The organism is Curtobacterium sp. MCJR17_043, from assembly GCF_003224315.2.
In the GTDB taxonomy this organism is placed as follows: domain Bacteria; phylum Actinomycetota; class Actinomycetes; order Actinomycetales; family Microbacteriaceae; genus Curtobacterium.
On record NZ_CP126259.1, the window covers coordinates 140838 to 162849 of the forward strand.

Annotated in this window: 17 protein-coding genes and 9 pseudogenes; 1 reads left to right on the forward strand and 25 read right to left on the reverse strand. The window is 69.0% G+C overall.

What is annotated here, in order from left to right; all coding sequences use genetic code 11:
- Positions 1 to 21 precede the first annotated feature (21 nt).
- From rpsS to rpsJ, 6 genes and pseudogenes are all read right to left on the reverse strand, one after another.
- A complete protein-coding gene (gene rpsS, locus DEJ15_RS00695) occupies positions 22 to 303 on the reverse strand; it encodes a 30S ribosomal protein S19 (protein ID WP_017885529.1) in 282 nt (93 codons plus the stop codon).
- A gap of 11 nt (positions 304 to 314) precedes the next feature.
- Positions 315 to 1154: a 50S ribosomal protein L2 gene (rplB, locus tag DEJ15_RS00700; RefSeq protein ID WP_110824244.1), complete on the reverse strand. Its 840-nt coding sequence runs from the start codon at positions 1152 to 1154 to the stop codon at positions 315 to 317.
- Between the two features lie 18 nt (positions 1155 to 1172).
- Positions 1173 to 1473 (reverse strand): annotated as a pseudogene (gene rplW, locus DEJ15_RS00705) (50S ribosomal protein L23).
- Positions 1470 to 2131, reverse strand: a pseudogene (gene rplD, locus DEJ15_RS00710) (50S ribosomal protein L4). The pseudogenes rplW and rplD overlap by 4 nt, the downstream one beginning before the upstream one ends.
- A 2-nt stretch (positions 2132 to 2133) precedes the next feature.
- Positions 2134 to 2788, reverse strand: a pseudogene (gene rplC / locus DEJ15_RS00715) (50S ribosomal protein L3).
- A 15-nt stretch (positions 2789 to 2803) separates the two neighbouring features.
- Positions 2804 to 3112 (reverse strand): 30S ribosomal protein S10, encoded by a 309-nt coding sequence (gene rpsJ, locus DEJ15_RS00720; RefSeq protein ID WP_110824248.1) that lies wholly within the window; start codon positions 3110 to 3112, stop codon positions 2804 to 2806.
- A 550-nt stretch (positions 3113 to 3662) separates the two neighbouring features.
- On the opposite strand from rpsJ, the pseudogene DEJ15_RS17205 reads away from it, so the two are divergent.
- Positions 3663 to 4247, forward strand: a pseudogene (locus DEJ15_RS17205) (TrmH family RNA methyltransferase); the annotation flags it as partial.
- A gap of 155 nt (positions 4248 to 4402) precedes the next feature.
- Here DEJ15_RS17205 and DEJ15_RS17215 read toward each other — a convergent pair.
- The 19 genes and pseudogenes from DEJ15_RS17215 to DEJ15_RS17230 all read right to left on the reverse strand — a co-directional run bounded on the left by DEJ15_RS17215 (position 4403) and on the right by DEJ15_RS17230 (position 21825).
- Positions 4403 to 5338 carry a DarT ssDNA thymidine ADP-ribosyltransferase family protein gene (locus tag DEJ15_RS17215; protein WP_349814767.1) on the reverse strand — a complete coding sequence of 312 codons (936 nt, stop codon included), beginning with the start codon at positions 5336 to 5338 and terminating at the stop codon, positions 4403 to 4405.
- A gap of 82 nt (positions 5339 to 5420) precedes the next feature.
- A complete protein-coding gene (locus DEJ15_RS00730) occupies positions 5421 to 5753 on the reverse strand; it encodes a site-specific integrase (RefSeq protein ID WP_284175389.1) in 333 nt (110 codons plus the stop codon).
- Entirely contained in the window at positions 5750 to 6406 is a 657-nt protein-coding gene (locus DEJ15_RS00735) for a DNA topoisomerase IB-related protein (RefSeq protein ID WP_284175391.1), read from the reverse strand. The genes DEJ15_RS00730 and DEJ15_RS00735 overlap by 4 nt, the downstream gene beginning before the upstream one ends.
- Positions 6407 to 6549: 143 nt before the next feature.
- Positions 6550 to 7737: an elongation factor Tu gene (gene tuf / locus DEJ15_RS00740; RefSeq protein ID WP_110824252.1), complete on the reverse strand. Its 1188-nt coding sequence runs from the start codon at positions 7735 to 7737 to the stop codon at positions 6550 to 6552.
- 150 nt (positions 7738 to 7887) lie between these two features.
- Entirely contained in the window at positions 7888 to 10002 is a 2115-nt protein-coding gene (gene fusA, locus DEJ15_RS00745) for an elongation factor G (protein WP_110824253.1), read from the reverse strand.
- An 88-nt stretch (positions 10003 to 10090) separates the two neighbouring features.
- Positions 10091 to 10562: pseudogene (gene rpsG / locus DEJ15_RS00750) on the reverse strand (30S ribosomal protein S7).
- A 5-nt stretch (positions 10563 to 10567) separates the two neighbouring features.
- A pseudogene (gene rpsL, locus DEJ15_RS00755) lies at positions 10568 to 10938 on the reverse strand (30S ribosomal protein S12).
- Between the two features lie 264 nt (positions 10939 to 11202).
- Positions 11203 to 12276 carry a hypothetical protein gene (locus DEJ15_RS00760; RefSeq protein ID WP_284175392.1) on the reverse strand — a complete coding sequence of 358 codons (1074 nt, stop codon included), beginning with the start codon at positions 12274 to 12276 and terminating at the stop codon, positions 11203 to 11205.
- 164 nt (positions 12277 to 12440) lie between these two features.
- Positions 12441 to 12896 carry a DUF6121 family protein gene (locus DEJ15_RS00765; RefSeq protein ID WP_110824256.1) on the reverse strand — a complete coding sequence of 152 codons (456 nt, stop codon included), beginning with the start codon at positions 12894 to 12896 and terminating at the stop codon, positions 12441 to 12443.
- Between the two features lie 40 nt (positions 12897 to 12936).
- Entirely contained in the window at positions 12937 to 13377 is a 441-nt protein-coding gene (locus tag DEJ15_RS00770; RefSeq protein WP_284175394.1) for a hypothetical protein, read from the reverse strand.
- Between the two features lie 139 nt (positions 13378 to 13516).
- Positions 13517 to 13795 (reverse strand): annotated as a pseudogene (locus DEJ15_RS19210) (CBU_0592 family membrane protein); the annotation flags it as partial.
- A 73-nt stretch (positions 13796 to 13868) separates the two neighbouring features.
- Positions 13869 to 14099 carry a hypothetical protein gene (locus DEJ15_RS19215; protein ID WP_502866135.1) on the reverse strand — a complete coding sequence of 77 codons (231 nt, stop codon included), beginning with the start codon at positions 14097 to 14099 and terminating at the stop codon, positions 13869 to 13871.
- Between the two features lie 1289 nt (positions 14100 to 15388).
- Complete coding sequence (pilM, locus tag DEJ15_RS00780; RefSeq protein WP_110824260.1) at positions 15389 to 16441, reverse strand: type IV pilus assembly protein PilM; 1053 nt, start codon at positions 16439 to 16441, stop codon at positions 15389 to 15391.
- 102 nt (positions 16442 to 16543) lie between these two features.
- Positions 16544 to 17125 carry a prepilin peptidase gene (locus DEJ15_RS00785; RefSeq protein WP_349814914.1) on the reverse strand — a complete coding sequence of 194 codons (582 nt, stop codon included), beginning with the start codon at positions 17123 to 17125 and terminating at the stop codon, positions 16544 to 16546.
- Between the two features lie 24 nt (positions 17126 to 17149).
- Positions 17150 to 17260 (reverse strand): annotated as a pseudogene (locus DEJ15_RS17220) (hypothetical protein); the annotation flags it as partial.
- Positions 17259 to 18113, reverse strand: a pseudogene (locus tag DEJ15_RS17225) (prepilin peptidase); the annotation flags it as partial. The pseudogenes DEJ15_RS17225 and DEJ15_RS17220, both read right to left, overlap by 2 nt.
- Positions 18022 to 19236: a hypothetical protein gene (locus DEJ15_RS00790; RefSeq protein ID WP_284175398.1), complete on the reverse strand. Its 1215-nt coding sequence runs from the start codon at positions 19234 to 19236 to the stop codon at positions 18022 to 18024. The pseudogene DEJ15_RS17225 and the gene DEJ15_RS00790, both read right to left, overlap by 92 nt.
- A 13-nt stretch (positions 19237 to 19249) precedes the next feature.
- The gene (locus DEJ15_RS00795; protein WP_284175400.1) at positions 19250 to 21304 is read right to left on the reverse strand and encodes a prepilin-type N-terminal cleavage/methylation domain-containing protein; all 2055 of its coding nucleotides are present in this window, start codon (positions 21302 to 21304) and stop codon (positions 19250 to 19252) included.
- Between the two features lie 83 nt (positions 21305 to 21387).
- Complete coding sequence (locus tag DEJ15_RS17230; RefSeq protein WP_110824264.1) at positions 21388 to 21825, reverse strand: type IV pilin protein; 438 nt, start codon at positions 21823 to 21825, stop codon at positions 21388 to 21390.
- Positions 21826 to 22012: the final 187 nt, after the last annotated feature.

Consider the following 22012-nt stretch of genomic DNA (forward strand, 5'->3'; position numbering starts at 1 on the left):
TCCTCCTCTTTCGTCGCCGCCTCAGCGGCGACGGCCCTTCTTGTCGTCCTTCACGTGGCCGCGGAAGGTGCGGGTCGGCGCGAACTCGCCGAGCTTGTGACCGACCATCGACTCGGTGACGAACACCGGGATGTGCTTGCGGCCGTCGTGCACCGCGATGGTGTGACCGAGCATGTTCGGGACGATCATCGACCGACGCGACCAGGTACGGATCACGTTCTTGGTGTTGGCCTCGTTCTGCGTGACGACCTTGCGGAGCAGGTGCTCGTCGACGAAGGGGCCCTTCTTCAGACTGCGTGGCATCTTCGGAACTCCTACTTGCGCTTCTTGCCGGCGTTACGGCGACGGACGATGAGCTTGTCGCTCGGCTTGTTGGGCTTGCGCGTGCGACCCTCGGCCTGGCCCCAGGGGCTGACCGGGTGACGACCACCGGACGTCTTGCCCTCACCACCACCGTGCGGGTGGTCGACCGGGTTCATCGCGACACCACGCACGGTCGGGCGGACGCCCTTCCAGCGCATGCGGCCGGCCTTGCCCCAGTTGATGTTCGACTGCTCGGCGTTGCCGACCTCGCCGATGGTGGCGCGGCAGCGCGCGTCGACGTTGCGGACCTCGCCCGACGGCAGACGGAGCTGCGCGTAGGGGCCGTCCTTGGCGACGAGACGCACCGAGGCACCGGCGGATCGGGCCATCTTCGCGCCGCCACCGGGACGGAGCTCGATCGCGTGGATCACGGTACCGACGGGGATGTTGCGCAGCGGCAGGTTGTTGCCCGGCTTGATGTCAGCGCCGGGGCCCGTCTCGACGACGTCGCCCTGCTTGAGCTTGTTCGGAGCGATGATGTAGCGCTTGGTGCCGTCCACGAAGTGCAGGAGCGCGATGCGCGCCGTGCGGTTCGGGTCGTACTCGATGTGCGCGACCTTCGCGTCGACGCCGTCCTTGTCGGCACGACGGAAGTCGATCACGCGGTACTGGCGCTTGTGGCCACCACCGATGTGACGCGTCGTGATGCGACCCGAGCTGTTCCGGCCACCGGTCTTCGGCAGCGGACGGAGCAGGGACTTCTCCGGGGTCGAACGGGTGATCTCGGCGAAGTCGGCGACCGAGGAGCCGCGACGACCGGGAGTCGTGGGCTTGTAGTTACGAATAGCCATGATTTATCCCTCTGGTCCTCAGCCGACAGCCGTGAAGATGTCGATCGAACCGGACTTGAGCGTCACGATGGCGCGCTTGGTGTCCTTGCGCTTGCCGATCCCGAACTTGGTCCGGCGGGTCTTGCCCGGACGGTTCAGCGTGTTGATGCCGGCGACCTTGACGTCGAAGATCTTCTCGATCGCGAGCTTGATCTCGGTCTTGTTCGCACGGGGGGTCCACGAGGAACGTGTACTTGCCCTGGTCGATGAGGCCGTAGCTCTTCTCCGACACGACCGGCGAGATGATGATGTCGCGCGGGTCCTTGTTGAAGCCGCTCATGCGGTGATCTCCTTCGCGGTCTTCGACGCGATGAAGGCGTCGAGTGCGCTCTTGCTGAAGACGAGCGCGTCGGCCTTGAGCACGTCGTAGGCGTTGAGCTGGCCGTACGAGAGCGCGTGGACGTTCGGCAGGTTGCGGATCGACTTGAGCGTGAGCTCGTCGCCCGACTCGAGCACGACGAGCACGTTCTTGACGGGCGCGACCTTCTCGAGCAGCGTGCGGGCGACCTTCGTCGACGGCGTCTCGGCCGCGATGAAGCCCTCCACAGCGGAGATGCGGCCACCGCGGGCGCGGTCCGAGAGCGAGCCGAGCAGGGCTGCGGCGATCATCTTCTTCGGGGTGCGCTGCGAGTAGTCGCGGGGGGGTCGGTCCGTGGACGACGCCACCGCCGGTGTGCTCCGGAGCGCGGACCGAACCCTGACGGGAGCGGCCGGTGCCCTTCTGCTTGAACGGCTTGCGACCGGCACCGCGGACTTCGCCACGGTTCTTGGTCTTGTGGGTGCCCTGGCGCGCGGCGGCGAGCTGCGCGGTGACCACCTGGTGGATCAGCGGGACGTTGGTCTCGACGTCGAAGATCGCTGCGGGGGAGCTCGACGGTGCCGGACTTCTCACCCGTGACGTCGAGGACGTCGATCGTGGTTGCGGTCGTGGTGGCCATGATCACTTACCCTTCACGGCGGTGCGGACGAAGACGGAACGGCCACGAGCACCGGGGACGGCGCCCTTGACGAGCAGCAGACCCTTCTCGGCGTCGACGGCGTGGACCGTGAGGTTGAGGACGGTCACGCGGTCGCCACCCATCCGACCGGCCATGCGCATGCCCTTGAAGACACGCGACGGGGTCGAGGAGGCGCCGATCGAACCGGGCTTGCGGTGGTTGCGGTGCGAACCGTGCGAGGCGGAGACACCGGCGAAGTTGTGACGCTTCATGACACCGGCGAAGCCCTTGCCCTTGCTGGTGCCGACGACGTCGACCTTCTGGCCCGCTTCGAACAGGTCGACCGTGAGCTCCTGGCCGAGCGAGTACTCGGCGGAGTCGTTCGTCCGGATCTCGGTGAGGGTGCGGCGCGGGGTGACCCCGGCGGCCTCGAAGTGGCCGGCGGCCGGCTTGTTCACCTTGCGGGGGGTCGATCTGGCCCGCGGCGATCTGGATCGCCTCGTAGCCGTCGCGCTCGACGTTGCGGATCTGGGTGACCACGTTCGGGCCGACCTCGATCACGGTGACGGGGATGAACTTGTTGTTCTCGTCCCACACCTGGGTCATCCCGAGCTTCTTGCCGAGGAGGCCCTTGACGGTCTTGGTTGAGTTCGCCATGAGTTCCAGCCCCCCTTACAGCTTGATCTCGATGTTGACGTCCGCCGGGAGGTCGAGTCGCATGAGCGAGTCGACGGCCTTCGGCGTCGGGTCGACGATGTCGATGACCCGCTTGTGCGTGCGCTTCTCGAAGTGCTCGCGCGAGTCCTTGTACTTGTGGGGAGAACGGATCACGGGGATCACGTTCTTCTCGGTGGGGAGCGGCACCGGGCCGACCACGGTCGCACCGGCACGGGTCACCGTGTCGACGATCTTCCGGGCCGACGTGTCGATGACCTCGTGGTCGTACGACTTGAGCCGGATGCGGATCTTCTGTCCCGCCATGTGTTTTCCTGTCCTCTCTGCGCCGCGCACCCGCAGGCCGCCTGACGCCGCCGGGACTCCGCTGTCGCGTGCCCGGCTGTTTACGTGAACCACCGGCTCCGCCCGGAGGGGATGACCGCTGTTCTCCTGTCAACCGCGCGAGGGCCTGGGCCACCCGCGCGGACATGTCGTCACCCGCACCCGGCACTGCTGCGCCGTGGTGCTCGAGGATGACGATCGTGTTCTGCTGCCTGCGGCCCAACCCAGCCCTGCTTCACAAGGGGGGTTGTGCACTGCCAGAGCAGTGACCCTGCGGGCGCGAACGCCCGCGGAATTTCGGAACCGGACAAGTCTCCCATAGGCCCCGCGTCGGTGCAACCCGGGCGTGTCGCGATCGTACCGGCGTGTCGGACACGGCCCTCCGGGCCTCCCGGGTCCGTCGTACCGGGCTCCTCAGCGTCCCGACCCACCGCCTGGAGGCCCGCCCGCAGCGGTCGGGTCGACGCACGCCGGACGGTCGGTCGGCGGCCGCTCCCGGGGCGGCGTCCCGCGCCGCTGCTAGCCTTCGCGCATGCCGGAACCCGAAGTGCTCACCGACCAGTCCGACCCCGCGGTGCAGCGTCTCGCCGACCTCGCGAAGCCGGCGCGCGGCGCCGTCCGCACCGCGATCGTCGAGGACCTCGAGCCCCTCGTGCAGGCCCTCCGCGCCGGCGTCCGCTTCGTCGAGGTGTACGGCGACTCGATCCGGGAGTTCCCCGCCGACCTCGCCGCCCTCTGCACCGAGCACGGGGTGCCGGTACGGCTCGTCGACCCGGCCGTCCTGACCAAGGTGTTCCGCTCCGAGAAGCGTCCGAAGGTCTTCGGCGTCGCGAACGTCCCGGCACCGGCCCGCTTCTCCGCCCTCGCCGAGGGCACCGGGGACGTGCTCGTCCTGGACGGCGTGAAGATCGTCGGCAACATCGGTGCCATCGTGCGCACGGCCGTCGGCCTCGGTGCACGGGGCGTCGTGCTCGTCGACAGCGACCTCCCCACGATCGCCGACCGTCGTGTCGTGCGCGCCAGCCGCGGCCACGTGTTCTCGGTGCCGGTCCTGCTCGAGACCCGCGAGCGCGTCGCCCGGTGGCTCGGCGAGTCCGGGCTCCGCGTGGTCGACGTCGACATGGACGGCTCCCTCTCCCCCCGAGTCGCTCGGGGACCTCGAGGAGGACGTCGCCCTGCTGCTCGGCGCCGAGAAGACCGGGGCGTCGGACGTCCTGCAGGACCTCGCGACGCAGACGGTGTCGGTGCCGATCGACAGCCGGGTGGAGTCGCTCAACGTCTCCGTCGTCGCCGGCATCGTGCTCTACGCCCGCTCCCGTCGACGTCCCTGACCCGACGGCACGCAGGACGCCCCGGCTCCCACTCGGGGAACCGGGGCGTCCTGCGTGGCATGAGCGTCGCGAGCGGCGTCAGTCCTCGGGGGAGCGGCGGCACGAACCACGGCGGGAACACCGCGACACGGGGCGACGGTCCGCCCTGCTCGGCGAAGACGGCCTTCACCTGCTGCCGGACGCGGTCGTTCGGCACGCCCACGAGCGCGACCGACGACAGCGGCACCTGCGGGCCGGCGAGCAGCTCGACCCCGTGCATGGACGGGTCCGTGATGTCGGTGCGACGGAGGAGGTTCGTGGCCGCCTCCGGGCCGACGGCGAAGCGGACGTCCGGGTCCTCGGCGTCCGTGTCCGCCAGGATCACCGACGCACCGAACGCGGTGGTCGGGACGACGAGGACGACGAACTCCGTCGCACGCGTGCGCCTGGCCGCGTCCGACCAGCGGTCCTCCTCCGCGCCGGAGCGGAGTTCGTCCCACCGGCGCGCGTCCGGCGAGAGCGTGAAGGGCACGTGCCCGGCCACGCTGGAACCGTCGGGTGCGAGCGCCGCGCCACGGGCCTCCCGGGTGGCGGCGGAGCTGACGTCGACGGAGGGCGTCGCGCGGTCGGCGGCGAGGATCGCGCCCTCGGCGAGGATCGAGGCGAGGTTGTCGACGTGCGTGACGTGGTGCGCACGCAGCGCCGCGAAGTCGCGGGTGGCGGGCAACGTCGGCTCGACGGCCTTCCCGTTGGCGTTCGTCGGGGCGGACCGCAACGACGTCGTCACACGCGTGCGTCGTGGCGTCGGGGTCTTGGTGATGGTCTCCGGGTCACGCTGCCGTGGGGAGCAGATGTCGCAGAGCTCGATGGGGAAACCGTGGATGCACTCGTCGGTCACGACTGATGGGTCCTTCCGTGCCTCGTGGGGTGGGCGGGCACGACGACCAACGCTACGTCATCCGGGAACCGCGGGCGACCGATCACGTCACTGCCGGTAGAGCAGGGCCCGGACCTCGGACTCGGCGGCGTGCAACCGGGCCGGGTCGATGGTCTCGCCGTGCTCGTACGCATCGAGCAACCGGGGGGTCGATGTAGCTCTGGCGGGCGACGGTCGGCGTGTTGCCGAGGACCTCGCTCGCGGCCTTCACCGCGTGCGAGATCGCCTTCTTGCGCTTCGCCTGGCTCGACAGGACACCGGTCTGGGCCAGGTCGACCGCGGCCGCGACCGTGCCGTGCAACGTGCGGAAGTCCTTCGCCGTGAACTCATCCCCGGCACGCTCCTTCACGTAGGCGTTGATGTCTTCCGCGGTCACCGGTTGCCACTCGTCCCCCCCGCCGCTCGCGGAAAGAGAGCAGCCGAGCGTTCGCCCCCCCGCCGTTTCATCCCCACCAGGACACGGGCGAGGTCGGCGTCGTGGATCGTCGAGGACCACGCCTGGTGGCTCTTGCCGGGGAAGCCGAGCTCGATGTCGTCCCCGGAGATGTGGGCGTGCGAGCAGAGGAGTGTCGACAGGCCGTGGCTGCCGTGCTCCGTGGCGTACCGCTCCGACCCGACGCGGAGCGAGCCCTGGTCGAGCATCCGGAAGGCTGCGGCCAGTGCGCGACGGCGGTCCGGGTCCGGTCGGCGCAGGTCCTGGGTCACCATCCGCCGGGCGGCCGGGAGCGACTCGGCCAGCGCGAGGGCCCGGTCGTACTTGATCTTGTCCATCCGGTCGCGCCACGACGGGTGGTACATGTACTGCCGGCGACCGGCACCGTCGATGCCGGTGGCCAGGATGTGGCCGTTCTCGTACGGCGAGATCCAGACGTCGTCCCACGCGGGCGGGATGACGAGGTCCTCGAGCCGCTGACGCACCTCCGGGTCGGAGACCGTGGTGCCGTACGGGTCGCGGTAGGAGAAGCCCTTGCCGCTGCGGACGCGGTGGTACCCGCGACCCTTGGTCGAGGAACGGCGCAGACGTGTCACGACCCGATGCAACACCCTCGGCGCTGCCGGACGCTGCAGGAACGTACCCCGCGGGCGCCCTCTGCCGCCTCGCCCGGTGCGGAGACCACGAAGAGCGGGGCCGGACCCGAAGGCCCGACCCCGCTCTCGTGGAGCAACCGGAGTTACTTGATGATCTTCTCGACCGTACCGGCGCCGACCGTACGACCACCCTCACGGATGGCGAAGCGGAGGCCCTCCTCCATGGCGATCGGCTGGATCAGCTCGACGGTCATGGCGACGGTGTCACCGGGCATGACCATCTCGGTGCCCTCGGGCAGCGTGATGACGCCGGTGACGTCCGTGGTGCGGAAGTAGAACTGCGGACGGTAGTTCGCGTAGAACGGGTTGTGACGACCGCCCTCTTCCTTGTTCAGGATGTACGCGTTCGCGGTGAACTCGGTGTGCGGCGTGACCGAACCCGGCTTCACGACGACCTGGCCGCGCTCGACGTCCTCGCGCTTGAGGCCACGGATGAGCAGACCGGTGTTGTCACCGGCGACTGCCTTGTCCAGCAGCTTGCGGAACATCTCGATGCCCGTGACCGTGGTCTTCTGGGTCGCCTTGATGCCGACGATCTCGACCTCGGAGTTGATGTCGAGCTCACCGCGCTCGACACGGCCGGTGACGACGGTTCCACGACCGGTGATCGTGAAGACGTCCTCGATCGGCATGAGGAACGGCTGGTCGGTGGCGCGCACCGGGTCCGGGACGTTCTCGTCGACGGCGGACATCAGGTCCTGGACGGACTTGACCCACTTCTCGTCGCCCTCGAGCGCCTTGAGCGCCGAGACCTGCACGACGGGGGCGTCCTCGTCGAACTCCTGCGAGCCGAGGAGCTCGCGGACCTCGAGCTCGACGAGCTCCAGGATCTCCTCGTCGTCCACCATGTCGGCCTTGTTGAGGGCGACGACGATGTAGGGGACGCCGACCTGACGGGCGAGCAGGACGTGCTCACGCGTCTGGGGCATCGGACCGTCGGTGGCGGCGACCACGAGGATCGCGCCGTCCATCTGGGCCGCACCGGTGATCATGTTCTTCACGTAGTCGGCGTGACCAGGAGCGTCGACGTGCGCGTAGTGGCGCTTGTCGGTCTGGTACTCGACGTGCGAGATGTTGATCGTGATGCCGCGCTGGCGCTCTTCGGGAGCGTTGTCGATCTGCGCGAAGTCACGGGCCTCGTTGAGGTCCGGGTACTGGTCGTGCAGAACCTTGGTGATCGCCGCCGTGAGCGTGGTCTTGCCGTGGTCGACGTGACCGATGGTTCCGATGTTGACGTGCGGCTTGGTCCGCTCGAACTTGGCCTTGGCCACTGTGGGTCCTCCTCAGGACTCGGATGCGTCGCCCCCCGGCAGGACCTTGGTCGGCCCTGCGCTGTTGGCGCGCGGTGTGTGTGTCTCTACTTTACTTGGTGACGAGGGGCCCGTCGCCGGGCACCCTCGCCTGGGGATGACGCGGGAGCGTCAGGCCCCGGTGCTCTTCTGGATGATCTCGTCCGCCACGTTGCGCGGGACCTCGTTGTAGGTCTCGAACACCATGGAGAAGACAGCACGACCAGAGGTCTTGGAGCGCAAGTCGCCCACGTACCCGAACATCTCGGACAGCGGGACGCTCGCGCGGACCACCTTGACGCCCGACGCATCGGTCATCTCGGAGATCTGACCGCGACGCGAGTTCAGGTCGCCGATGACGTCGCCCATGTACTCCTCGGGCGTACGGACCTCGACGGCCATGATCGGCTCGAGCAGCACCGGACCGGCCTTGCGGGCCGCTTCCTTGTACGCGATCGAACCGGCGATCTTGAACGCCATCTCGGACGAGTCGACGTCGTGCGCCGCGCCGTCCTTGAGGATCGCCTTGACACCCACGGTCGGGAAGCCGGCGAGCACGCCCACCTGCATCGCGTCCTGGATACCGGCGTCGACCGACGGGATGTACTCGCGCGGAACGCGACCACCGGTGACGGCGTTCTCGAACTCGTACACCTTCTCGGCGGTGACGGGCATCGGCTCGAGCGCGATCTGCACCTTCGCGAACTGACCGGAACCACCGGTCTGCTTCTTGTGGGTGTAGTCGTAGCGCTCGACGACCTTGGTCAGGGTCTCGCGGTAGGCCACCTGCGGCTTGCCGACGTTCGCCTCGACCTTGAACTCGCGCTTCATGCGGTCGACGAGGATGTCGAGGTGGAGCTCGCCCATGCCCTTGATCGTCGTCTGACCGGTCTCGGCGTTGAGCTCGACGCGGAACGTCGGGTCCTCTTCGGCGAGCTTCTGGATCGCGGTGGAGAGCTTCTCCTGGTCGGCCTTGGTGTTCGGCTCGATCGCGACCTCGATGACCGGCTCCGGGAACGTCATCGACTCGAGGACGACCTGGTTCGACGGGTCGCACAGGGTGTCTCCCGTGGTCGTGTCCTTGAGGCCGATGACCGCGTAGATGTGACCGGCGGTGACCGAGTCGACCGGGTTCTCCTTGTTGGAGTGCATCTGGAAGATCTTGCCGATGCGCTCCTTCTTGCCCTTGGTCGAGTTGATGACCTGGGCACCGGAGTCGATGTGACCGGAGTACACGCGGACGTAGGTGAGGCGACCGAAGAACGGGTGCACCGCGACCTTGAACGCGAGCGCGGAGAAGGGCTCGGAGGCCTCCGGCTTGCGGATGATCTCGACCTCTTCGTCCTTGACGTCGTGGCCGATCATCGGCGGGACGTCGAGGGGCGACGGCAGGTAGTCGATGACCGCGTCGAGCATCGGCTGCACGCCACGGTTCTTGAACGCCGAGCCGCAGAGGATCGGGTACACCTCGGAGTTGATCGTCAGCTTGCGGATCGCGGCCTTGATCTCGTCCTTGGAGAGCTCTTCGCCGCCGAAGTACTTCTCGAGCAGTGCGTCGTCGGTCTCCGCGACACGCTCGACGAGCTTCGCGCGGTACTCCTCGGCACGGTCCTTGAGGTCCGCGGGGATCTCCTGGACCTCGTACTGGGCGCCCATGGTGACGTCACCCTTGGCATCGCCCGGCCAGACCTTGGCGTGCATCTCGATCAGGTCGATGACGCCGACGAAGTCGTTCTCGGCACCGATCGGGAGCTGGAGCACGAGCGGCTCCGCACCGAGGCGGTTGATGATCGTGTCGACGGTGAAGTAGAAGTCCGCACCGAGCTTGTCCATCTTGTTGACGAAGCAGATGCGCGGGACGTTGTACTTGTCCGCCTGACGCCACACGGTCTCGGACTGGGGCTCGACGCCCTCCTTGCCGTCGAAGACGGCGACCGCACCGTCGAGGACGCGGAGCGAACGCTCCACCTCGACCGTGAAGTCCACGTGACCCGGGGTGTCGATGATGTTGATCTGGTTGTTGTCCCAGAAGCACGTCGTCGCGGCCGACGTGATCGTGATGCCGCGCTCCTGCTCCTGCGCCATCCAGTCCATGGTGGCTGCGCCGTCGTGGACTTCACCGATCTTGTGCGTGATGCCCGTGTAGAACAGGATGCGCTCGGTGGTCGTGGTCTTGCCGGCGTCGATGTGCGCCATGATGCCGATGTTGCGGACCTTGTTCAGGTCGGTGAGCACGTCCTGTGCCACAGGGTTCCTCCGAGAGAGTTGTAGGAGAGGGTGGCGGCCGTCCGAGTGCCGCGGCTGTTGACCGAGGCACCCGGACGGTGCCGGATGACTACCAGCGGTAGTGCGCGAAGGCCTTGTTCGACTCGGCCATCTTGTGGGTGTCCTCACGGCGCTTGACCGCGGCACCGAGACCGTTCGACGCGTCGAGGATCTCGTTCATGAGACGCTCGGTCATCGTCTTCTCGCGACGGGCCTTGGCGTACGAGGTCAGCCAGCGCAGCGCGAGCGTGTTCGCACGGTGCGGCTTGACCTCGACCGGGACCTGGTAGGTCGAGCCACCGACGCGGCGGCTGCGGACCTCGAGGGTCGGACGGACGTTGTCGAGCGCCTTCTTGAGCGTCGTGACGGCGTCCTGGCCGTTCTTGGAGGAGACCCCTTCGAGTGCGTCGTAGACGATGCGCTCGGCGAGGCCCTTCTTGCCGTCGAGGAGGATCTTGTTGACGAGCTGGCTGACGACGGGGGGCGCCGTAGACCGGATCGGCGACGACGGGGCGCTTCGGGGCGGGACCCTTACGAGGCATCTAACTCAACCCTTCTTCGCACCGTAGCGGCTGCGGGCCTGCTTACGGTTCTTGACGGCCTGGGTGTCCAGGGCACCACGGATGATCTTGTAGCGCACACCCGGGAGGTCCTTCACACGACCGCCGCGGACGAGCACCATCGAGTGCTCCTGGAGGTTGTGGCCCTCACCGGGGATGTAGGCCGTGACCTCGGTGCCGTTCGAGAGCTTGACACGAGCGACCTTGCGCAGTGCCGAGTTCGGCTTCTTCGGGGTGGTGGTGTAGACGCGGGTGCACACGCCACGCTGCTGGGGGGTTCGCCTTCAGGGCGGGCGCCTTGGTCTTGACGACCTTCGGCGTACGACCCTTGCGGAACGAGCTGCTGGATGGTAGGCAACTGTTCTCCTGGTTCTTCGCTCGTGCTCTCTGGCCGACGCGGTCCGTCGGCTTCCTCATCCCACGCGGACCACCGCCTGACGGCGGAGGGAGATGGGGGGATGGAGTGATCAGGAGGCCGGAGGCCTGCAGGATCTGGGCGCGCCCGAAGGCGCACACCCGGGAGAGCCTAGCCGCCACGCCCGCTGAAATCAATCCACGGTGGGCCCGACGGCGGCCCGTTCGCCCCGGGCGAGAACCGCCCGGGGACGCGGGACGAGGGCGGTCAGGAGCCGGAGTCGGTCTGGCCGTTCGCGACCGCCGGGACGAAGGTGGCGCCGTCGTCCCCGAAGCCGGTGATCCAGCCGGACGCGTTGACGTCGATCGGCCCGGCCGTCGCGGTCCCACGACCGTTCGGACCGGTGAACTCCGCGGTGAACGTCGCCGACCCCGGAGCGCGGGTCTCGACGAGCCATCCCCTCGAGGACCAGTCGCCGACGCCGACCGACGGCCTGGCGTCGAGTGTCCACTTCTGGTTCGTGTAGGTGTTCGCCGGGTTCTCCCCGTAGGCGTAGAAGCTGCAGCCGTCGGGCGTGGCCGTCTGGGCCGCGACGCAGCCGTCCACCCAGGAGTCGACGGCCTTCGTGGCGGCCTGCTGGCCGGCGTCCGTCAGGGTCGTGGCGAGCACGACCGGGGTCCCGGGCGTCCCGAACCCCCGCACGGCGGCCGTCGAGGCATCGGCGGCGAACCACTTGCCGCCCTCGGACGACACCTCGTACGAGCCGGGGAACGCCCGCAGTGCGACCGCGCCGAGGTCACCGGTCGTCGCCTCCGCTCCGGCGACCCGGACGGTGCTGTCGGTCGGTCCCTGCACGACGACCTCGACCGAGCCGAGGGACGGCGGCTGCAGTTCCCAGACGGGGAACACACCCCAGTCCGTCCCGGTGCGCTCGAGTTCGAACGTGGCCGGCACGCTCCGACCGGCCTGGGTCAGCAGCGCGTGCACGGTCGCGCGGTCGTCGCCCTGGTCGACCGAGGTGATCCGGTGGGCGGTGATCTTGTCGTTCGCCTGCGCGTAGGCGGCGTCGGTGAGGAGGACGTCGTCGTCGTCGCGGTCGATGCCGGCGGCGTCGAGCGCGTCCGTGAGGCGACCGCCCTCGACGTCCTGCAGGAACGCCTGCACGGGGCGGTCCGCGGAGTGGCTGTCCGACCCGACCGACCACCCGATGCCGCCCGCGACCACGAGGAGCACGAGCGCTGCGGCTCCGGCGACGATGCCGATCACCGCACCCTTCCGGAGTCCGCGGCGAGGTCGACCGGCCGCGTACCCCGGGGCAGACGCGGTCGGGCCGGCGGTCATCACCGCGGGCAGCGCACGGTCGCCGCGGAGGGTGTCTGCCCCCCGGCACCGATTCCCAGCCCCGCGAGTCGTCAGGTGCGTCCGTCATGAGTCCCCCCAAGGCGCCGTCGTTCAGCTCGTCCCGGAATCGTACCGAACGCGGCGGACGCGGGCCGGGCCTCCCGTCAGTCCTGTGGACGAATCGGCGACGACTGCTGCCCCTGTGGGCGGGGGCCCTGCCACCGGACCGCGGAGATGCCGCCGACGACCGTGACGAGCGCCACGACGACCCCACCGACCACGAACGGACTGAGGGCGTAGCCCGCCGGGAAGACGAGCAGTTCCGCGGCGTCGGACCGGACGAGGGCGTAGCCGACCGCGCCCACGCCGAGCATGACGAGGTACGTCGTCGCCGCGGCGACGAGTCCGGTGACGACGGGGTTCCCCTCGCGGGCGCCCATCGCGGTCGCGAGGAACACGGCGACACCGGCGCCGACGACCATCGCCGGCCCGAGGTAGGGGGTGGCGTCCGGCTGCCGGATCGCCTCGACGTCGGCGAGCAGGGCCTCGAAGCCCGTCACGGCGATGACGAGCGCGATGAAGAGGACCGACGCCATCGTCGCCACCAACCACCGGGACATGCGCCGATCGTAGCGCTCCGCGTCGGTCCGGGTCCGGCAGCTACGGGGCGTCGGCGGGTTCCGGCTGCGTGGTCTGCTGCTGCGCGGCCTCCTGCTGGGCCGCGTGCTGCTGGTGTGCCGCCTGGACGAGCGCGAGGGCGATGGTCGCCGTGATGACCGGCACCGTCTCCGTCATCGGAGCGGGCGCGTCGGTGCCCGTGGCGGCGGTGCCCGTGGCGTCCGTGCCCGTGGCGTCTGTGCTCGTGGCGTCTGTGCTCGTGGCCTCCGTGCCCGTCGTGCGGCCGGCCGGGAGGCCCGTGGGCGCGGCCTCGTCGAGGGGCCCGTCGGGCCGGTGGCCGGTCTCCGGCTGGTCGGGCTCCGGCTGCTGGTCCGCCTCGGAGCGGTGGTCCACCCCAGAGCGGTGGTTCACCTCGGAGCGGTGGTCCGCATCGGAGCGGTGGTCCGCCTCCGGCTGGTGGTCGCGGAGGGCCGGGCCGACCACCGGCAGGACCGCCGTCGTGGTCGGGGGGTTCCGCGTGCAGCTCCGGAGCCGGCTGCACGCCGGCCGACGTGCCCCGTCGGCGGCGGACGACCATGCGCGCGAGGACCACTGCCGCCACGGCCGCCCAGATGCTGTTCACGATCGTCGAGGGGACGGCATGGTGCGCCGCCACGTTCACCGCGATCGCGACGCCACCGACCAGGTTGAACAGCTGGTACACCGGGCCGTTCGCGATCTTCCCGAGCGAGAAGAGGACGTACCCGACGAGGACCGTTCCGGCCCCGAACCAGCCGAGGAACTCCACGACACCGACCAACACGAGCGACTCCGGGCACGACGAGGGACGCCCGTTCCGAGGGACGTCCGAGAGGGAGATGGGCAGCCGCGAGCGCGGGCCCGAGCAGCATCGTAGAGGCACGGAACGCCCCGGCGGAAGCGGGTCCGGCGTGGCGGCGGGACCCCTTCCGGGGGGGCGTTCGGTGGAGTCGGGTTCAGCCCGCGTCGCCGGACGCCGCGGTCGTCGCCGACGCGTCGGCGTCGACGTCGACGTCGAGGACGTAGACGTAGCCGCTGAAGTTCCAGGTCGTGGAGGACGTCTCGGTGGACTCCGCCGACGGTTCGGAGGCGGAGGACGTGATCGACGTCACGAGGTACAGCCGGGACAGGTCCTGCACCTCGGTCGCGAAGGACATCGCCTGGTCGAACGAGCCGTCCACCGACACCGTGACGGGGATGACGGAGAAGTTCTCCCCGGTGATCCGCGCGTCGGTCGTGACGCCCGGCGGCGTGGGCGTGGCCGATGCGGACGGCGTGGGGGGTCGTAGTGGACGGCGCCGCCGGCTCGGCCCCGTCGGTCGCGGTCGACGCCGCCTCGGTGACCGGCGGGATGTAGGCGGTCGCGTCCGAGGTGGTGATCGTCGAGACCGTGACGCCTGCCGTCGTCGCTGCCTGGTCGACCTCGTCGTAGAACGCCGACATGCGGTCCGACGACGGCACGGAGGCCTGCAACTCGGCGAGTGCCGTCCGCATCTCGGGCAGGGTTTTCGCCTGCTGCCGCAAGCGGGCGAGCTCGCCGGACTTCACCGCGTTCTCGTGCTCGACGGTCGCCTGCTGGGCACCGTCGGTCGCCGCACGGCTGAGCTGGGGTTGCACGCCGAGGAAGAAGCCCGCAGCCGCGACCACCACCATGGCGAGCACGGCCAGGACCATGTTGAGGCGGTTCCGGGTCATGTCATTCCCCCCCTTCTTCTGCGGGAGGTACTTGCCGTCGAATGCTCGCTCGTCGACGTGGATGGTCATGTTGACCGTGTAGTGGCCGCTCGTCTCCTCGAGCGTCACCGAGTTGACGTTCGCGTCGACGAAGCCGTCCAACGACCGGACGGACTCGAGCCAGTCCGGCACGGTCGGCAACGTCTGGCTGATCGCGTCGAGCGTCAGCGTGGCGACCCGCCTGCCCTGCAGGGGTGCATCGGTCTGCGCGTACGGCTCGAGCGGGGAAGCCGAGTCCACGCCGACGCCGTTGATCACGACGCCCTCGGGGAGGGACGCCCGAACCTCGTGCAGGTACGGCCCCCCACGCGATCTCGGTCGACCCTCCGACCGCCTGCGCGGACTCCAGGAGCGACGTCGAGGACTCGGTCGTCCGCACTTCCTTGTACTGCGCCTGCTGCTGCAGCAGCGAGAGCGTCTGCGCCTGTGCGTTCGCGAGGTCGTCCGTCGCTCGGGTCGCCACGAGGGAAGCGCCTCCGATGCCGATGCCGACCGCCACCGCGACGACCACGACCCCCCGCCCAGAGACGACCGACGACCCGTCGCTCACGCCGGTGGACCAGCACCTCGGTCGGCAGGAGGTCCGCGCGCGGACGGGCACCGACGACCGGACCGTTGCCGGCCCCTCGTCGGGGCTGGCGCTTCGACCGCTGCGCGGTCTCCTCGACGACACGGCGCTCCGGGCTCACACTCGAGCGCCCACGGGCCCCGGCGAACCGCGGCTGCTTCATCTTCGCCTCGCTCATGCTGCCTTCCCTCCGACTGCGAGCCCCCACGCCACGGTGATCGACGAGCCGTGCGTCTGGAGGTCCTCTGGGCGGATCGACTTCGCGAGCCCGGCGTGGGTGAACGGCTCGCCGCGTCGGACGGGCAAGCCGGTGGCCTCCGCGAGCGCCGACGCGAAGCCCGGCAGCTCAGCCGCACCGCCGACCAGCAGGACCTCGCCGACGGGCTCGGACGGGTGGGTGTTCACGAAGTAGTTCATCGTGTTCCGGAGGCTCGCGAGCAGCTCTCCGACCGTCTCCCGGACCGCGGCGACCGCAAGGGCGTCGTCGCGGGTCCGCGCACGGGTCGAGTCCATGCCGAAGTGACGCTTCACGGACTCCGCCGCGGATGCGGGGACCTCGAGACGGCCGGCCAGGAGCCGGGTCACGTCCTCGCCTCCGGTGGGGATGATGCGCACGAACTTCGGCACGCCGTCGGTGACGACCACGACCGTGGTGGTGTTGCCGCCGCATTCGACGATGGCCGTGGTCCCGCTCCGCTGCGATGGCGAGAGGACGCGTGCGAGGGCGAACGGGATGAGGTCGACCGCGACCGGGTTGAGGCCGGCGGTCTGGACCGCGCGCACGTTCGCGAGGACCGCGTCCTTCACGGCGGCGACCAGGAGACCGCTGACCGTCGGACCGTTCTCGCTCGTCCCTTCCGAGGTCGGGTAGAAGTCGAGGATCGCGTCCACGACCGGGACCGGCAGCATGTCCTGGACCTGGAACGGCAGCGATTCCCTGATCTGCGCCAGCGGAGCCTTCGGCACGGTCAGGTCACGGGAGAGCACGCGCTGGTTCCCCATCCCGAGGACGACGTCGCGCGACCGGAACTTCCCGACGGACCACAGCTGACGGAGTGCGGCCGCGACCGTGTTGGGCTCGACCACCTCTCCCTGCCGCGTGGATCCCTCGGGCACCGGCACCTCGGCGAAGCGGAGGATCACCGGCTTCGCCCGGTCTGCGTCCTGCACCTCGACAGCGCGGATCGAAGCCGCGCCGATGTCGACGCCGACGATGCTCTTGGCCATGACGGCCTCCTTCCGTGCCGCCGCGGAGGAGCTCTGCGGAGGATGGTGCATGCCCGGGCGGGACGCCGGGAGGACTTGGTGGGTTCGCGATCGGGGGGCTGATCACGAGAGCCCGAGGAGCCCGAGGTACATCGCCCAGAGCGGTGGACCGAACGCGATCCCGAGCCAGGCGCCGACGAGCATCCAGGGGCCGAACGGGATCCCGCTCCGCCGTCCGGCTCGCCGCACGGCGACCAGGGCGATGGCGAAGATACCGCCGAGGAGGAACGCGCCGAAAGAACCCACTGCGAGGGGTCCCCATCCGAGGTACGCCAGGGCGAGCCCGAGCACGACGGCGAGTTTCACGTCCCCGAACCCCATACCGCCGGGCACCGCCACGGCGAGTCCCAGGTAGGCCCCGCCGAGGACCACCGCTCCGACCGCGCCCCGCCCCAACGCTGCCCAGTCGCCGGACAGGACGGATGCCGTGAGCAACAGCACCGGCATCACCACGGAGGCCGGCAGCACGATCCGGTTCGGCAATGTGTGGGTGTCGAGGTCGATGAGCGCGAGCGCCAGGCTGATCGCCATCAGGTACAGGTACGCGACGAGCACGACGAGCACGTGGACGTCCGCTGACGCTCCCGTTGCGCCACCGGTCGCAGGCGACCAGGGCGCGGTGAGGAAGAGGAGCGTGACGACCACGAAGAGCCCGCCCGTCGCCGCCTCGACCAGTGGGTACCGCTTCGGGATACGGACGCCGCAGTCCCGGCAACGCCCCCCGCAGTGCGAGCCACGACAGGACGGGCACGTTGTCGCGACGACGGATCGCGTGCCCACACCGCGGGCACGCGCTGGCCGGCCGGACGACGGAGAGTCCGGCGGGGACGCGGTGGACGACCACGTTCAGGAACGACCCCACGACGATGCCCAGGACACCGACGAGCACGACCAGGACAGGAGCGGCTGCCGAGATCGTCACGGTACCGCTGCCCCCCGATGCGGTGTAGGCGGTGCGGGACTCGAGCTGCGTCGCGACGCGGTAGGTCGTGATCGTCGGTTGTGGGAACTTCGGTGGGGTGTACGTGGCGAGGGACGGGTCGTAGGCGTAGTCCTTGAAGTACCCGCTCGCCCCGCTCCCGGTCCCCACCGCCCCACGGAAGTTCTGCGCGATCGATCCGTTCACGGTCAGCGTTCCCCGGGAGGACCCGAGCGTGTAGTTCTGCACCGCGAACGTGCCGTCGTTCGCGAGGATCGCCGCGTCGATCCGGCGGTTGGCCGGCTTGTAGGGCTGCCTGGCCTGGTTGACGGGGTTCCAGACCCACACTGCACGCTGTCCGATCAGCCCGAGGACCGTCGACGCCGACCGGGTCGCGGGGTAGGTGATGTCGCCGGTGACGTACAGGTAGTTCTCCGCAGCGACGGTCACCGCTTTGTCCACCGTGCCCTTCACGAAGACGTCACCGTTGTCGCAACCGTACGGATCGGTCACGGTGTTGCCGAGGCCCGCTGTCGGGTCTGCTTCGTTGGTGCTGCCGACTTCGGGGAACCCCACCCCGTTCGACGGCAGCGACGTGGCCGTGCTGGCGCGCGTCGTGACGTCACACGCGGTGGACTCCCGCTTGTACTCCGAGCTGCTCCAGAGATTGGGGTCCTGGCCGCCGCGCGACCGGACGGCCGGTTCGTTCTGCACGTAGATGAGGTTGTTCTTCGGGATGTCGATCGTCGCGCCGGCGGGGGTGTGCAGCTGGTCGACGTCCCCGCAACGGGCTGGCTGGCTGCCTCCCGTCAGGAAGCCGCCCGCTTGTTCGGCTGCTCCCTTCACCCACGTCTTCACGGTCATCGGCGAGACGATGTTGGCCTTCCCCCCCGCCGAGGAAGGTGATCTTCGTGGGACCGGTGTAGAGGCAGCCCGGGCCCTCGGGCGTGTCCGTCGTCGACCGGAGGTCCTCGCGCGTGTAGTCGCGGAGATCCGCGATGGTGGCCGGCGGCGTGAGCGTCGAACTCGTCGTGGGGTTGCTCGCGAAGGTCGGCGTCGTACCGGTGCACCCTGCCTTGGTCCAGCCGTACACGCTCTGCACGGTGCCCTGGAAGGTCGCGCCGCAGATCCGGAACTGGTCGTTCGACCGCACCGGGCCTTCGAGCAGGTCCCGTGCCGCGAACTGGATGTACTGGCAGGTGGTCCCGACGGCGAACGGCCGGTACTCGCTGGTGCAGGGGACCTTGCACTGCTGGCCGCCGCAGGTGGAGTTGACCGTCTCGTTGCTCACGGAGGGGTCCTGCGACTCGTAGTTCGTGAAGTACAGGTAGTTCGAGAAGCCGTCCGGTCGGACGTTCGCGATGAACGTCCGTGTCGTCGAACCAGCCCGCCCCGTCGACTGCACACGGATGGCGCCCTGCGACGTGAGCTTCGAGTTGTCGACCGCGTACCGGTAGGAGCCACCACTCGGAGTGCCGTCGCGCCCGGGAACGTCCACCCAACGGTCTTCGGGCCGGTACCCGAAGGCCGGATTGCCACCGGGGCCGTCGGAGAACTTGCTCCCGCTGTCCCTGCTGAACGGAGCGGCCTCCTCGCCGTGGGTCCCGTACGAGTTGTCCGCGTTGAGACGGGCCTGGTAGTCCGCGATGCCCGCGTACGCCGCGGCTGCGGCACGTGCCCAGTCCCGGTCGTTCGTGGTGAGTCGCGCTCCGCTCGACGAGACCGCGACGAGCGTCGCGACGAGCATCATGACCACCATGCCCACGCCGACGACCGCGACGAGTGCGACGCCGCGCTCGTCGTCGCGAGCACGCAGCGTATGGAGGATCCGGATCACGATGAGGCTCCGATCAGAGGTTCGCGAGGCTGACGCTGTTCGTCAACGTCGTTGCGCGGCGGTCGGACACGTCCGTCCCCGCGGTGATGGTGATCGCAACGCGTCGGACGTTGGTCAGGTCGGTTGCACTGAGGGGGGGGCGTCGATCGAACCGAGCGGAGCGCCTGCCGCGTTGGTGAACGTGAAGGCCCTCGTGGACACGACCGACGTCGCCAGCGTGCGGGTCGACACGGGCGTCGCACTCAAGGACGGCGTCGACGCCAGGGGGGAAGGTGTAGTAATCACTCGCACCCACCTGGGTGCCCGCCCACTTCGTCTCGGTGATCGATCGTCGGACCGGATCCAGCGTGAGCTGCACCAGCACGGGCCGCGACGCCGTCGAGTCCGTGTTGACGTAGGAAAAGAAGCGGACGCTGGTCGCACTCGCGTACTGGAAGGCGTACTGCGGTTCGTCACCCGTCGACACCGCGTTGTTCGTCGCCGATCGCAGGATCCGGGTCATCTCGTTCATCGCTGCTGCTGCCGTACGCGTGTTGTCGTTGACCGCTCGAGCCGTCACCGACGCGCGTTGCGCCGACACGAGGAAGGACCCTGCGACCGTCAGGATGAGGATGCTGAGGGTCATGGCCACGATGAGTTCGACGAGACTGATGCCGCGCTCCTCGGCGAGCAACCGTCGACGCAGCTCCCTCCACCGCCGCGTCACGGTGCACCCTTCGTCCGGGGATCGAAGAGCACCGTGCGTCCGGAGACCGTCACGTTGACGTTCGTCGCTCCGGCGGAAGCGGCGAAGACGGGAGTGTTCGGCCCGAGCGCTGCCGCGGACGTCCCCCTCCTTGAACTGGAAGGCCCCGTACGGCAGGGCGATGGTCGTCGCGGTCCTCGAATCCAGCCCGGTGAAGGTGTAGGTGGTTGCCGGTTGGGTCGTGCACCCGGGGTCGTTCGCGGTGCCCGGCCCGGGAGTCGGCGTCGCGACCAGGACGGTGTCGGAGCCCACGAGCTTCACGTCGATCAGGCCCATCGGGATCTTGACCGTGCTGGAGTCACCCGCGACACCGCCGACCCCGGTGGGGACACTCGCCGCGTCCACCATGAGGTTCGACGTCGTGGGGATCGACCACGCCAAGGGGTTGACGTTGGCGCACGTCCTCTTGTCGTACTTGCCCGCGTAGACGTCGTAGCCGTAGGGGAACACCCTCGTCTGCGAGGACGTCACCGTCGTCACCGTCTGACCGCGGACGAAGGACGCGGAAAGACCGCTCGGCAGTTTCGGGTTGCTCCCGGCCCTGGCGTTCGCCGCGTACTGCAGCGTGACCGATGCCGGCTGGTCGAGCACGAACGACTGGCTGGCCACACTGCCAGCGACGGTGGCGACCTGCTTCGACGCGGTGGAAGCGAAGTCCTCGTCGGTGTTCCCGCTCTTCGAGACCGAGACCTCGTAGGTCCCCGGCTTCACGTCGACGGCGTAGGAGCACCCGTTGGCGTCGGTCGGAGCCGGTTGCTCGGGCGGGAGCGCAGCACCGCCTCCCACCGGCCTGACGGTGACCGTCGCATCGGTGTTGGGCGCACCGTTCGCCGTCGAGACAGCGATGACGATCGTCGAACTCGTGTTGCTCGCGACCGATGTCGGTGGCGCGACCAGCGTGTCGATGTCGACGGACCGCTGCTTGCTCGACGTTCCGTTCGACCACGCGACCTGGACGTTGACGCGCTTGTAGGCGAGGACACCGTCTCCCGCTCCGCATGTGTTGTCGGAGCCCGTGGACGTGATCCAGTTCACCGATCGGGTGACGGTGTACTGCTGCCCACCGACCTGCGCCGGACTCGACGAGTTGGTCACGGTGAAGACGTCCTTGACGCTCCGCACCCGGTCGATCTCCTGCGTGGCGAGGTTGAGCGCAGCCTCGCGCGAGCGATTGTCCTGCGTCAGGTAGATGCTCGAGACGATGCCCGCGGCGACCCCTGCTGCGATCATCGCGAACACGGTCATCGCGACCATCACCTCGATGATGGTGAAGCCGTCCTGCCGCTCGCGCGCCGACTGGAGGAGGAAACTGATGCGCCGCATCGTCGTCTCCCTTCGGGTCGCGGGCAGTGGAACGGCGGCGGGCTCGGACCCGGGAGGTCGCGAGCCCGCCGCCGCGGATCAGATCAGGAGCAGACGGTCTCGGAGACGCCGCTGTCCTGCGTCACGTAGAACGACTTGTTGTTGTTGCTGACCGCCTTCAGGCAGAACTTGCCGTCCGTGCCGTTGGCGCCCGAGACGAAGGCGGGAGCGGTACCCGGAGTCGTGTAGGTGGACGTCGGGTTCGGGTAGCCCTGTTCCGACAGCGACGTGAGGTTCGCGGGGTTCTTGTTGTTCTGCGTGAAGTACGTCACGACGGCGGTCTTGGCGTTCGTCAGGTCCGACTTCGCCGCGGACTCCTTCGCGTTGTTCTGCACACCCACGTACACCGGGATGGCGATCGCGGCGAGGATGCCGATGATGATGACCACGACGAGGAGCTCGATGAGCGTGAAGCCCTTTTCCTTGTCAGCGGCGAGGTTCTGCCGGCGAGCGTTCAGCTTGCCCAGGAGTGCAAAGTACATTGCATTTCCAATCGATTGAGAATGTGAGGAGAAATCATTCGGGGCCGTGCTGCCGCCGTCATCCATCGTATTGAGCGGATTTCTCGGCCATAATCCCGAGAACGGGGGGTCAAAGTGCAGGGAAACACCCCCCACTACCGGGGTCAAGAATGACCTGACTTCCCCACGATCGGGGGGTCATGAAAAG

Excerpts from the sequence above, each read along its gene's own strand:
- DEJ15_RS00795 (WP_284175400.1), bottom strand. The coding sequence starts at position 21,304 with ATGCGGCGCATCAGTTTCCTCCTCCAGTCGGCGCGCGAGCGGCAGGAC.
- rplB (WP_110824244.1), bottom strand. The coding sequence starts at position 1,154 with ATGGCTATTCGTAACTACAAGCCCACGACTCCCGGTCGTCGCGGCTCC.
- pilM (WP_110824260.1), bottom strand. The coding sequence starts at position 16,441 with ATGGCCAAGAGCATCGTCGGCGTCGACATCGGCGCGGCTTCGATCCGC.
- rpsS (WP_017885529.1), bottom strand. The coding sequence starts at position 303 with ATGCCACGCAGTCTGAAGAAGGGCCCCTTCGTCGACGAGCACCTGCTC.
- DEJ15_RS00765 (WP_110824256.1), bottom strand. The coding sequence starts at position 12,896 with ATGTCCCGGTGGTTGGTGGCGACGATGGCGTCGGTCCTCTTCATCGCG.
- rpsJ (WP_110824248.1), bottom strand. The coding sequence starts at position 3,112 with ATGGCGGGACAGAAGATCCGCATCCGGCTCAAGTCGTACGACCACGAG.
- DEJ15_RS00760 (WP_284175392.1), bottom strand. The coding sequence starts at position 12,276 with ATGACCGCCGGCCCGACCGCGTCTGCCCCGGGGTACGCGGCCGGTCGA.
- DEJ15_RS17230 (WP_110824264.1), bottom strand. The coding sequence starts at position 21,825 with ATGTACTTTGCACTCCTGGGCAAGCTGAACGCTCGCCGGCAGAACCTC.